This window comes from Streptococcus saliviloxodontae, assembly GCF_016908655.1.
GTDB lineage: Bacteria > Bacillota > Bacilli > Lactobacillales > Streptococcaceae > Streptococcus > Streptococcus saliviloxodontae.
In genome coordinates this window covers 39,096-51,788 of sequence record NZ_JAFBEI010000004.1, presented here as the reverse complement: position 1 = coordinate 51,788, position 12,693 = coordinate 39,096, and the positions used below count along the sequence as shown (strand labels likewise).

The following is a 12,693-nucleotide window of genomic DNA, read 5'->3' as shown; positions in this document are numbered from 1 at the left end:
ACCACCAATAATCTTATTAGTGGTTTTTTATTTTTAGCAAGTAGACCTAGATCCTTTCCTAATCCATCTCAAAACGATGTCATGCCTATCGAAAAACAAAAATCAGAATCAAACAAGCAATGACGATATACCCAAGAAGCCCCAATAGTTTTTTAGACTTATCAAATAACAAAGGTTCTACTTGAGTAGGTAAAAATAAGCTAGCTAACAAACCACCAATAGCTCCTCCAATATGACCTGCCATACCAACATTAGTCATAAATAAATTAACAAAAAGATTCATTATAATAAGAGCTAGGTAGGATTTTCCCACTTGTTGCAAATATGGGCTACGCCCATAGTAACCAACTACTGCAAAAGCAGCAAATAAGCCAAACAAGGAAGTTGAAGCCCCTGCAGATACAACGCCTGGAGTCAATAGCAGGGTAAAGAGATTTCCCATAATACCCGACAGGAGATAGAGTAATAAGAATCGAAGTGAGCCCCAAACCCTCTCAGCCATTGACCCTACAAAATACAAGGTTAAACTATTCATAATGAAATGTTCCCAACCAATATGAACGAAGATTGGTGTGACTAAACGCCAAATTTGGCTGGGAGCATAGCGAACAAAATCACCATACATACCACCAAATTGAAAGACAGCTTGACTAGAACTAGCATTTCCAAAATAGAATAACTGCATGGTAAGGAAAATAAGGCTGGTCAAAATCACCAACAACAAGGTTATCGGTGTCTTTTTAAAGTCTGCTAGCATCAATCAGAACCTCCTTAACTGCAATGTCATGGGTCTCCGGTGTAAAATCAGCTTGCTGACAAGTATAAATCAAACTAATCGTCTTACCAGTATAATCCTCTAGGTAACGGTCGTAATACCCAGCACCATAGCCAATACGATAACCTTCTTCATTGAAAACCACACCTGGTACATGAATAAGGTCAATGTCCTCTTTGGCAACTGCTTTGTCCGACCGTGGCTCCAGCAAACCAAAGGACGTTTTCTGCAAATCGTCTGGATCATAAGCCACAAAAATCATACGTCCCTTTGGATAAGTCTTTGGAATGACCACCTGCTTGCCATCTGCCAAGGCAGCTTCTATCAAAGGTGCCGTATTGTACTCAAATCCCATGGAAAGATAGGTTGCAATCGTTTCTGCTTTTTGATAGCTCTCACTAGCTCTTAATCTAGCCAGAAGCTCAGCATCAATCTGCTCTTTAAAGGTTTTGTCTTGGTCTTTTAAGGCGCCAATCGCTGCCTGTCGTAAGTCTTTTTTTAACATATCTCTATCATACACCTTTTTCTAGGCTTTGTTAATCAAAAACAGCCAAGGTTCATTGGCTGCTCTAATCTATTGCACTTTCATTTTTAGGAATTTTGAGATTTCTGCTACGGCAAATGGCAGAGCTTTTTCATCTGGACTCATCTTGGCATGATGAAGGGGGTAAGGTGTATCGATACCTAGCCAAAACATGACACCAGGAACCTTATTAAGAAGGTAGCCAAAGTCCTCCCCTGTCATGGCTGGTGGACAGTCAATCAAATTAACCGCAGGGCTATTGTCAAAGAAAGTCATCAAATTACGCGCTAAGTCAGGGTTGTTTTCAACTGGCAAGTAACCACCTTGAGTCAGCTTGACCTCAACTTCCATTCCAAAACTAGCCGCCACACCCTCAGCAATGGTTTTGACACGATTTTGAATTAAAAGGCTCATTTCTTGAGTCAATGTACGAATGGTTCCATGAAGCTGAGCTGTTTCTGCAATGACATTATTAGTTGTCCCAGCGTGCATCGAGCCAAAAGTCACCACACCGCCTTGGATAGGGTCAACGTTACGGCTAACAACCGTCTGCACCTGAGTGACAAAATAAGAAGCCGCTACCAAGGCATCATTGGCATCGTGAGGAAATGCTGCGTGACCACCACGTCCTTTGAAAGTGATCAAAACTTCGCAAGTCCCTGCAAAGAGAGTTGAGGTATTGGTCGCAATATCGCCAACCTTGAAATCAGGACGCACATGAAGACCGTAAAACTCATCTGGCAACCAGTCACCAAAAGCACCATCTTCGTACATGAGCATGCCACCTGCAAAATTCTCCTCAGCAGGTTGGAAGAGGAAAAGCAGGTTATTCTTCGGCTGCACCTGCACCAACTCATTCAAAAGACCGAGAGCCGTTGTCATGTGCATGTCATGACCGCAGGCGTGCATACGCCCTTCATGTGTGCTGGCAAAATCCAGTCCAGTCTCTTCAACAATCGGCAGAGCATCAATATCTGTACGCCAACCGATCGTTTTCTCTGGAGCAGAGCCTTTCAAAAAGACAAGGATACCTGTTCGCCATGTTTTTTGTTCTACAAAATCTTTACCAGCCGTGATTTCAGCAATACGCTCTAAAAGATAGGCTTGGGTCTTAAACTCCTCCAAACCAATCTCAGGAATTTGGTGCAAATCACGACGGATTTTAATTAAATCTAGTGTCATTTTCTATCCTTTCGAAGAAAAGCCTGTGTCACCACAAGCTTTTCTAAGTGATTACAAATTACGCAAAGCGTCTTCGAGTGCTGTTTTTTGTTGCGTTTGTTCGTCGATTTCTTTAATGATACGAGCTGGAACACCTGCTACCACAACATTTTCTGGAACATCTTGAGTAACGATAGCACCCGCTGCAACAACAGAACCGTTACCGATTTGAACGCCTTCGATAACAACAGCGTTTGCCCCAACAAGGACATTATCACCGACACGAACTGGCTCAGCTGAAGCCGGCTCAATCACGCCCGCAAGAACAGCACCTGCACCGATGTGGCTGTTTTTACCAACTGTTGCACGACCACCAAGGATAGCACCCATATCAATCATCGTACCGCTACCGATTTCAGCACCGATATTGATCACAGCACCCATCATGACAACAGCATTATCTTCAATCGTCACTTGATCACGGATAATGGCACCTGGCTCGATACGAGCATTGAGGTGGCGTTTGTCAAGCAATGGCACAGCTGAATTACGACCGTCTTGCTCAACCACATAGTCTTTATTTTCAGTCAAACCAGCCAAGAGTGGCTCAACATCTTTCCAGTCACCAAAAAGAACATTGCCAAGTTTAACAACTGAAGTAGGCACTTCAGTAGCCAAAGTCCCTTCGAAAGTTACCTTAACATTCGTTTTCTTTTCCGCATTACCGATAAAAGCAATGATTTCTTGTGCAGACATTTTTTGTGCAGTCATGTATTTTCTCCTATTTACATTAGATTAGTGACTTCTATTATATCAAATAGTCAGAATATTTGGTAGATTTTTGATGTAAAAAAGAGAGCAAAAGCTCTCAAAACGGTACTATTTATCTTTAATAGCATTAACTAATGCTTCCGTTTGTGTTTGCGTATGTAAGGCTACATTCGTGTCATTATAACGTTTTTGAATCAAAGATTCGATTGTTTCTTTACACATCAATAAGTTAGATTTTTCAAATACTACAACACTGATAGTTTCAGATGTACCTGATGCCAAATTAAGAGACAATAGAGTTTGAAAAGAACTCAAAACAGTCAGAATACCATAAGCTGCTAGAATTAAGCCCCCAATAAAAGAGTCTCCCATCATTCCAAAACCGATCAGAGTAAAAATAACTCCCCATACAAATGATTTGAAATCTAATTTAAATGAATCATCAACACTTGTAACTTGGTTAACTGGGATAGTCTTGTTTTGAGCTCCTAAGGGAATAATCTTCAAAATAGTGTTTGGATTAGAAATTTTGATAAAATCTCCTTCTAGTGCCACTGAGGCTTTCAAATAAAAAGTCAAATATGATGTAATAAATGATTGCTTCATTATAATCTCCTAAAATTTTATCTAGCTATAATTATATATATATATATATATATATTTTGTCAACCCTTTTATGACAAGGTTTTAAGAGATTTACGGCATGCAAAAATGGCTTCCGTTTGGAAGCCATTTTTTCTTTTTTTATAGACGTGCATTTAATTCTGCTGATAATTCTTCGAATCCTGGTTTTCCAAGAAGGGCAAACATGTTGCGTTTGTAAGCTTCTACACCTGGTTGGTCAAATGGGTTAACGGCATTGAGGTAACCTGAAAGGGCAATGGCAATCTCAAAGAAGTAGATGATGTAACCGAGTGTGTACTCATCTTGCTCTGGAAGTGTGATGAACATGTTTGGCACGTCACCATCTGTGTGGGCAAGAAGAACACCATCTGTTGCTTTTTTGTTAACGAAGTCAACATCTTTACCTTGGAGGTAGCCAAGTCCGTCAAGATCTTCAGCCAATTCTGGGATAATCACGTTCTTACGTGGTTTGTCAACACGGATAGCTGTTTCAAAGATGATACGAGCACCTTCTTGGATGTATTGTCCAAGTGAGTGAAGGTCAGCTGAGAAGTTAGCTGATGATGGGAAAATCCCTTTTTGGTCTTTTCCTTCTGACTCTCCTGCCAATTGTTTCCACCACTCTGAGAAGTATTGAAGTGATGGTTCGTAGTTAACAAGGATTTCTGTTGAGTAACCTTTACGGTAAAGAACGTTACGAACAGCTGCGTACTGGTAAGCTTGGTTTTCAGACAGTTTGTCTGATGCGTATTCTTTACGAGCGTCTGCCGCACCTTGCATAAGAGCTGTGATATCTGCTCCTGATGCTGCGATTGGTAAAAGTCCTACAGCTGTAAGGACTGAGAAACGTCCACCAACGTTATCTGGAACAACGAAAGTTTCCCAGTTGTTAGCGTCAGCTTCAACCTTAACGGCACCTTTGACCTTATCAGTTGTCGCATAGATACGTTTATTAGCTTCTTCTTGACCGTATTTTTTGACCAACAGTTCTTTGAAAACACGGAAAGCAATCGCTGGCTCAGTTGTCGTTCCTGATTTTGAAATCACGTTAACTGAGAACTCTTTATCTTGAACATACTCTACCAAATCAGCAAGGTAGGTAGATGAGATTGAGTTTCCTGCGTAAAGAATTTGTGGCGCTTTGCGGTCTTCAGCTGATTGAAGGTTGACAAAGTGGTTGCTCAAGAAGTCGATAGCTGCCTTAGCTCCGAGGTATGATCCACCGATACCAATAACAACAAGGACTTCGCTGTCTGATTTAATCTTTTCAGCAGCTTTTTGGATACGAGCAAATTCTTCTTTGTCATAGTTTTCTGGAAGATCCATCCAACCTAGGAAATCTGAACCAGGTCCAGTTCCCTCACGCAATAATTTATCTGCTTCTGTGACTTGACCTTGCAAATAGTCAATTTCATGTTGTCCTGCAAATTTTTCCAAGACCTTTGAATAATCAAATGTAATGTGTGACATAACATACTCCCTTTTAAAATCGGTTTCCCCTCTATCATACTCTTTTAACCCTTATTTTTCAATGATTTTACGATAAATTTTCAAAAAAAAGAAAACGGTGCCATTTTCACGAAAATTTCCTTGACATTTTCTGAAAATACACCAATTTTCACCTAAATAATAGACTTAATAATATCAACACGTGTAATAACGCCATCTTTCATACTCTCAATACGCAAAGCGACATCCTTATCATAGACGCTAGTGCCGATGGAAACGTGTTTGCCTTCCTTGAGGATACGTTTGACCATCCAATCTCTCAATAATTCATGAGGTTCTGAAGGCAAATTGATACGAGCCAAGACATTGACCATCTTCACTTTTTGGCTACCCCGGAGAGTGATGCGACTTGTATCATCAAAACTAGTCAATAGGTATTTTCGAGCAACAAAAAGCAAAACAAGAGATACAACGCTAAGCAAAGAATTCAAGGCTGAACCATGTGACACCACGATTTGACGAGCAATAGCAAAGAGCAAAACCTCAATAATAGTAGTCGACGTATGCTTGGTCAACATCTTAATCAACTCGACCCCGATAGCTATGCTCATGGCTTCGTTTAAAAATTCTTGCAAGAAAGACTCGATTCCATCAGTTCCTGAAAAGAAACCTGTAATCTCAGATAGTAATCGAACGGTCAATAAAAACAAAATAGCTGATAAAATAATCGAAATAATAATTTCAATATAAAAAGATAGCTCGTACAAAAATGTTTGTAAAAATTTGCGCATAATCCCTCCAAAAGTGATAGTCAGCTCCATTATAGCATACCCTAATCCTAAAAGGTGACTAATTGTCCTAGTATTAGCTCTTAAATGTCATCCTATCAGAATCAAAAAAATCTTCTAAAAACTCATTTGACTCCAAAATAGTAATCAGTCCAGGAATAACATAGGACAATAAGCTCAAAAAAACTAAGGTCGGATACCAGATGCTCATCACCTCAAAGATGAAACGGCGATTATTGCCTCTCTTTTGGTAACGTGACCGATATTCTTTCCTCAATGATAGTTTAGGAATAAAAATATGACAGTTTTTCTGAGCTCCTTTACCCATGTGCCATAACAGCCGAGGTAAAAAATTAAGAGCAACCAAAACAAGATAACCTTCCTTATGAAGATCAAGAGCCTTGGCTACATATACCTCCTTGTAGTCCTTAGACTTCAAGGGGCGTTTCAAGGACTTGCGTTCTTCCTTAGTTAAATGCCTGACACCAGAGTTGTCGTACTTTATCTCTGATAGTTCCAAATCCACAACAGCATCGTACTTCTTTGCTAGACTTGTCTTTCCAATACCTGGAAAAGCAAATATAATCATCTTCATCCCCCTATCCCTATCTACTACCAGTCTATCAAAAAATACTAAATCTAGGGTAAAAGAAAACAACTGCCACAAAATTGCCACAGTTGGTCAGACAAAAACAAAAAGAGCACACACCTAACATCGCTTAGGGCTGCTGGATTCCTCCCCTGACCCGCTTCACGCATAAGTGTTGCTCCACTAATTATTATAACATAAATCTCTCAATTTGCAAATTCTGAATTTTCCTTGGCTAAACGCTTAGCTTCTTTTTGACGTTCACGGTTTTGTCTGAAAAAAGTCTGCATGATACTAGCACAGTCCTCCGCTAGAATACCTGTTTCGACCTCAACACGATGATTGAGACGTTCATCTGTCAAAATGTCGTAAAGACTACCTGCCCCACCAAACTTGGCATTGGTTGCTCCATAGATAACTTGTGGTATTCGGGCAAGCCCAATGGCTCCGCTGCACATGACACAAGGCTCAATGGTCACAAAAAGGGTGCTATCTAGCAAACGCCAGTTTCCTTCGGTCGCATTGGCTTCATTGATTGCCATGATCTCGGCATGCATGATAGCTTGGTTGAGCTCCTCACGCGCATTATGCCCCCGTCCGATAATTTGTCCGTCTTTAACGATAACACAGCCGATAGGAATTTCTGCCTTATCTAAGGACTTATGAGCTTCTTTTAGAGCCTCTGTCATAAAATAGACTTTTTCTTCCTGACTAAAGTCTGCCATCAGCAGTCACCGATTTCCCAAGCCTTATGAGGCTCTGCCAATTCTACTGGAATGCCGTTGGAATACTTTTCTGTCTGCTCTCTGAGAATGTCTAAGTGACGGTCTGGGTCAATACCTGCTGGTGGGACTGGTGGCATGTGTGTCAAGACCAGTTTTTTCACGCCTGCCTGCGCAGCAATTTCCCCAGCCTCCTTAGTCGTCAAATGAGCGATGTGGTTTTCGTTGCCTTCATAAAGGTAAACGTCTGCCAAGAAGAGGTCAGCTCCTGCCGCAAAGTCAGCCAAACCGTCAAAATAACCTGTATCTCCTGTAAAGACAAAAATCTGACCAGTCGCTGGCTCCACGATACGAAAGGCATAGCAAACCACAGGGTGCACGGTCTTGATAAAGCTAATCTCAAAAGGACCAATCGTCTCGATACCATTGACATCGTAGGCAATTCCTTTGGAAACACCTGGGAGAGTCAGCTTAGCAAACTCATAGCTATCCTCATCATGACCATAGGTCGGAAGCTCCTTTGGTTCCCAGAGATGTTTGGGATAAAGTTGGAAATAATGACGCAAAACACCCAAGTCTGCTACATGGTCTGGGTGATAATGGCTGATAAGGACAGCGTCCAAGTCCAGAGGACTGATTTCCTTTTCCAATTCATTGACTGCACGGCTACCGCAGTCAATCAAGAGCTGGAAACCGTCGTGACCTGTCAAAAGATAGGACGTTGTTCCACCATCTTTATAAGGATAGGCTCCCCAGCAACCAAGTGTTGTTAATTTCATACGTATTACCTTCTTTGATTTTACTAGCTTTATTATAACAGAAAAATCACGGTCTCCCGTGATTTTTACTTAATCTTATGATTTACGACGATAAACATAGATACTGGCTGCAATGATAAGCAGACCCAAAATAGAGATCCAAGCTGTCGCTTTTTCACCTGTATTTGGAAGTACTGATTTAAGTGCTTGTTTCACTCCTGAACCACTATTTCCACCATTGTTAGATCCGCCTTTCGGTGGAACTACTGTCGTCGTGGTACTTGTTGTTGACGCAGTTGTTGGCTCTTCTGTCGTCGTGGTATTTGTTGTTGACTCAGTTGTTGGCTCTTCTGTCGTCGTGGTACTTGTTGTTGACTCAGTTGTTGGCTCTTCTGTTGTCGTGGTACTTGTTGTTGACGCAGTTGTTGATTCTTCTGTCGTCGTGGTACTTGTCGTTGACGCAGTTGTTGGCTCTTCTGTTGTCGTGGTACTTGTTGTTGACTCAGTCGTTGGCTCTTCTGTTGTCGTTGTACTTGTCGTTGACGCAGTTGTTGGCTCTTCTGTCGTCGTGGTACTTGTTGTTGGCTCTTCTGTTGTCGTGGTACTTGTTGTTGACTCAGTCGTTGGCTCTTCTGTTGTCGTTGTACTTGTCGTTGACTCAGTTGTTGGCTCTTCTGTCGTCGTGGTACTTGTCGTTGACGCAGTTGTTGTCGTTTCTGGAGTATGACTATTTTTGAGGTCATAACCATCAACTGTTGCTACATAACCTGCAACATCTTCCTCAGAGATAGTGTAGGCAATCTCTTTACCATCACTATCGGTTTTTGGTAAATCAGAAAACTGATATTTCCAATTATCTGATTCACTTACCTTCTGTGTATCTACAAGTTTACCATTAGCTAACAAGTTTACAGTGATACTTTCTGGACGAATACCATCAATATTATCGCTATCGTCCCATGTTTTAGTACCTGAAACCGATGTTTTTTGAATCTTTTTATCTGACACTGTTAAGCTAGTTGCTAGACTTGTATGATCAAAGTCTTCACCACTAATAGTCACTGGATCTGCTTTAAGGTAACCTTCTGGTGCATTGACCTCTGTAACGACATAATCATCACGCAACAAGTTATTGACTTGAATCTGTCCTTTGTCGTCTGTTGTAACATCAGCTACCACTTGTCCAGTTGCTTTACGTACAACGGTAAATTCTGCACCTGGAAGTGGATTTCCATCTTCATCTGTTTTTTGAAGATTTAAAGTGTAATTATAACCATTTGCCGATCCATCGAGTGATTGATAAACAAAGGTATTTGTTTTTTCAGCTACCACTTTCTGTTTAGCCGAAAGATTAGCATAGTTAGATAATTCTTCGTTATGAACCGGTGTGTAACTAATATCAACTGAGTAAGTGATTTCAAAGCCTTCTGAAATATCTCCTAGATTAATAGAGAAAGCTGTCTTGCTGTCATTAACATTGACAGAGTACTCAGAAGTCACATCACTGGCATCTGATAATGATAACTCTCCGTTATCATTGATCTGCCAATCACCTTTTGAAATTTTGAAACTTGAGGGATTGTAATAAAGACCTGCTGTTTTCAACGTATCATTAATCACTGCATCTGAGTAAGTATTACCTGCTGCATTTACTCGAATGACATAATTCATAGTTTTACTGTCATCAGATAAATAGCTATATTTGTGGAAAACTTCATCCTTGCTATCATGACCGACAGATTCTTTATAAGTCACTTCAGTATTGTAAACCGTTTTACCATTCACATCAAAGCTAATCGGATATGTCTTTTCTTCCTTCACGACAGACATATTAACATTTGTTGAGGCTGATAATTCAAAAGAAACATCCGAGTGTTCTTCAACGTATTTTCGATAAGTCAATGTAATGATATTCTTGTCTTTATCTGCAACAGCGTCAGCTACGACATTATCTTCTGAATCTTTAACTTCAAACTTAGCATCGTGAATTAACTCCAATTCAGATGGTATGGTGATAGCTGTCGTATCTCTCTCATGCACAATATTATTTGGTAAATCAAATGTGACATCCAAATACAATACCGTGTATTGATTGATTGTATCAGCAGTAGTAACCTCTGTACCGTCAGTTTTTTTCAAGGTCATATTAGTGTTGACATCAACTGTATCAGCACTGACTGTTTGGCTACCAAACGCCAATACCGCTCCAAACCCTAAAAGGACTGCAATTGAAATTATACGGTATAAATGAAATAATTGTGATTTCATAAACTCTCTCCCTTAATTAATTTTTCTTACATCATTTTATCATTTTATCTACAAAATAACCATTCTATTTTTTAATTTTTATCCTATTTTTTCAAAATAAGAATTATTCTCTTTTCTTAATATAAAATTATACGTTTTTTTAGCAACTAAATAAAAATAATATTCATAAATGTTCACAAATAAGGGTTTGTTAAAAAAATATCATTTAACTTGTCCGTAAATTTTAATCCCTAATAAAATGGGGATTTTCTATTATTGTCTAACTATTCATACCATTAATATTATACACTTTCTCCTTTGCAGAAATCCTTGTATCTTCGCTTTAAAACAATGAAAAACGAGTAACAATAGTAAGCTCACTATCGTTACTCGTTTTGTAATCGTTGTACTTTTTCAAAAAGACACTATAAATAAGGGTTAATCTATCAATTCTGCTCGCTTTTTGTACTCCGTCACCGTCATCCCCGTCCACTTTTTAAAGGCCCGGCTGAAGGCATTAACCTCGCTGTAACCAATCAAGGTTGAAATCTCCTCTAATGGCAGCTGCATTTTGAGATAAGAGAAGGTCATGGCTTTTTGAACGGCTTGCAATTCCTGCTTAAAGCTAGTATTTTCAGCTGAGAGCTGTCGCTGTAGAGTTCGCACACTGACCCCCAAGCGATGAGCAATATCCTCCACCAAAAACTGACCACTTGGGATAGCTGAGTAGAGTTCCTGCTGCACATAGCTGGCAAAACTTTCTTTAGCACTTTGTTGGGCTAAATGTTGATTAAGCTCTGGTTCTAGATACTGCCACATGATATTATTCTGTGTCAGAAAAGGCTTTTGCAAATCGCTCTTATCAAAAATCAGACGATTGCTATCAGATTTTTGAATAGGCACACTAAATTCCGACACTGTTTCCTCATCGTAGTCAAACGGAGTTTCAACAACAAGAGGAATGATGCGCTCACCAGTCCCTGTTCGAATCATGTTCAAGACTAATAATTGTTCATTTAAGATTGAAAACTTGGGTAAGTCCATGTTGGCATGAGCAAACTTATAAGTCACAGAAATAGTCGTCTCTGCCTCGATAATGTCTACCTGGATAGGACCCACCAGTTTTTTAAAACGGGCAAAGCGAGCGAGAGCCTCTAAACCGTTTGGCGAAGAGAGAGCCGCAAAGAAGGCAGGCACGAACATCTGAATATTTTCTATCTGACTGAGGGCACGAATGTTGCCCTCTGACATGACCTTATCAAATTCTAGCAGGAGCCTGTGGTATTCTAAGACCGTCAACTCCACCTCTTCCTGCCAAAGTTTATTAGGAACTTCAGCATGTTGTAAGAGGCTGGTCATGTCAGCACCGATGTTTTTTAAAAAGTCTTGAAACTGATTGGTTAGGGTTAATTTCATGGTGTTTCCTTCTTTGCAAGATAATATCTTATTTGAATTGACTCATCAAGATACGGTCAAAAGCTTTGTCTCCCAAAATACGACGCATGTAAACCAAAAGTTTTCCGTTTTGACCAACAAGGTAGCGTGTTTTAGGATTTTTAGCGTCTATGATTTTAAGGATAGTGTTTGAGATGACACTTGGGTTTGAACCACCGTCCATCCCTTTTTCCATGGCACGGAGGTAAGCATTAACCAAACGTTTGTAAGGACCATTTTTTGAAGCGTGAGAGAAATTATCATTAACCCCTTGGTTAAAGCCAGTCGCAATCATACCTGGTTCAAGGACAACCACCTTGATGCCAAATTCAGCCACTTCTAGGCGGAGACAGTCGCTGTAACCTTCCATAGCGTGTTTGCTGGCGTGGTACCAAGCTCCAAGTGGTGTGTAGATTTTACCACCCATTGATGTGGTATTGATGATAAGCCCTGCTTTTTTAGCACGCATGTGTGGAAGAACGGCTTTTGTCAAACGAGCCACACCATAAACATTGACTTCAAACTGAGCTTGTACTTGTTCCATGCTCAATTCCTCAACTGGACCGTAAAGACCATAGCCAGCATTGTTCCAAAGAACATCGATACGTCCTTGCTCAGCCATGACTTTTGCCACAACGCTTTCGATGTCAGCTTCGTTGGTCACGTCCATTTTCATGACATGTCCGCCAAGTTGAGCCAAATCTTGCATTTTATCGACACTACGAGCCACGCAGTAAACGATGTGACCGGCTTTGATCAAATCTTGAGCAGAAATTTTACCCATACCTGATGATGCACCTGTGATTAAGATTACTTTTTTGTTTGACATGTTATATACCTCTTTTTTTGATT

At 40.2% G+C, this 12,693-nt stretch carries 13 protein-coding genes and 1 other RNA gene; all 14 read right to left on the bottom strand.

The genetic code is table 11. The annotated features are described in order from the left end of the window. Positions 1–85: 85 nt before the first annotated feature. Positions 86–757 (bottom strand): rhomboid family intramembrane serine protease, encoded by a 672-nt coding sequence (locus JOC31_RS01495; RefSeq protein WP_205016454.1) that lies wholly within the window; start codon positions 755–757, stop codon positions 86–88. Further along, positions 741–1,280, bottom strand: coding sequence for a 5-formyltetrahydrofolate cyclo-ligase (locus tag JOC31_RS01490; protein ID WP_205016453.1), 540 nt, complete (start codon positions 1,278–1,280; stop codon positions 741–743). The genes JOC31_RS01495 and JOC31_RS01490 overlap by 17 nt, the downstream gene beginning before the upstream one ends. A gap of 69 nt (positions 1,281–1,349) precedes the next feature. Next, positions 1,350–2,480 (bottom strand): N-acetyldiaminopimelate deacetylase, encoded by a 1,131-nt coding sequence (locus JOC31_RS01485; RefSeq protein ID WP_205016452.1) that lies wholly within the window; start codon positions 2,478–2,480, stop codon positions 1,350–1,352. A 51-nt stretch (positions 2,481–2,531) separates the two neighbouring features. Continuing rightward, on the bottom strand, positions 2,532–3,230 hold the full coding sequence (dapD, locus tag JOC31_RS01480) for a 2,3,4,5-tetrahydropyridine-2,6-dicarboxylate N-acetyltransferase (RefSeq protein WP_205016451.1): 699 nt from the start codon (positions 3,228–3,230) through the stop codon (positions 2,532–2,534). Positions 3,231–3,338: 108 nt separating this feature from the next. Then, positions 3,339–3,836 carry a hypothetical protein gene (locus JOC31_RS01475; RefSeq protein ID WP_205016450.1) on the bottom strand — a complete coding sequence of 166 codons (498 nt, stop codon included), beginning with the start codon at positions 3,834–3,836 and terminating at the stop codon, positions 3,339–3,341. Between the two features lie 138 nt (positions 3,837–3,974). Next, the gene (locus JOC31_RS01470) at positions 3,975–5,324 is read right to left on the bottom strand and encodes a glucose-6-phosphate isomerase (RefSeq protein WP_205016449.1); all 1,350 of its coding nucleotides are present in this window, start codon (positions 5,322–5,324) and stop codon (positions 3,975–3,977) included. A gap of 152 nt (positions 5,325–5,476) precedes the next feature. Further along, on the bottom strand, positions 5,477–6,094 hold the full coding sequence (locus JOC31_RS01465; protein WP_205016448.1) for a hypothetical protein: 618 nt from the start codon (positions 6,092–6,094) through the stop codon (positions 5,477–5,479). 73 nt (positions 6,095–6,167) lie between these two features. Continuing rightward, complete coding sequence (locus JOC31_RS01460) at positions 6,168–6,680, bottom strand: hypothetical protein (protein WP_205016447.1); 513 nt, start codon at positions 6,678–6,680, stop codon at positions 6,168–6,170. 95 nt (positions 6,681–6,775) lie between these two features. Next, an RNA gene (gene ffs, locus JOC31_RS01455) (signal recognition particle sRNA small type) lies at positions 6,776–6,872 on the bottom strand. A gap of 14 nt (positions 6,873–6,886) precedes the next feature. Then, on the bottom strand, positions 6,887–7,405 hold the full coding sequence (tadA, locus tag JOC31_RS01450) for a tRNA adenosine(34) deaminase TadA (protein ID WP_205016446.1): 519 nt from the start codon (positions 7,403–7,405) through the stop codon (positions 6,887–6,889). Further along, positions 7,405–8,181, bottom strand: coding sequence for an MBL fold metallo-hydrolase (locus JOC31_RS01445; RefSeq protein ID WP_205016445.1), 777 nt, complete (start codon positions 8,179–8,181; stop codon positions 7,405–7,407). The genes tadA and JOC31_RS01445 overlap by 1 nt, the downstream gene beginning before the upstream one ends. A 75-nt stretch (positions 8,182–8,256) precedes the next feature. Next, on the bottom strand, positions 8,257–10,428 hold the full coding sequence (locus tag JOC31_RS01440; RefSeq protein ID WP_205016444.1) for a Cna B-type domain-containing protein: 2,172 nt from the start codon (positions 10,426–10,428) through the stop codon (positions 8,257–8,259). A 417-nt stretch (positions 10,429–10,845) separates the two neighbouring features. Next, positions 10,846–11,823: an AraC family transcriptional regulator gene (locus tag JOC31_RS01435; RefSeq protein WP_205016443.1), complete on the bottom strand. Its 978-nt coding sequence runs from the start codon at positions 11,821–11,823 to the stop codon at positions 10,846–10,848. Between the two features lie 28 nt (positions 11,824–11,851). Next, positions 11,852–12,670 carry an oxidoreductase gene (locus tag JOC31_RS01430; RefSeq protein WP_205009711.1) on the bottom strand — a complete coding sequence of 273 codons (819 nt, stop codon included), beginning with the start codon at positions 12,668–12,670 and terminating at the stop codon, positions 11,852–11,854. Positions 12,671–12,693 lie beyond the last annotated feature (23 nt).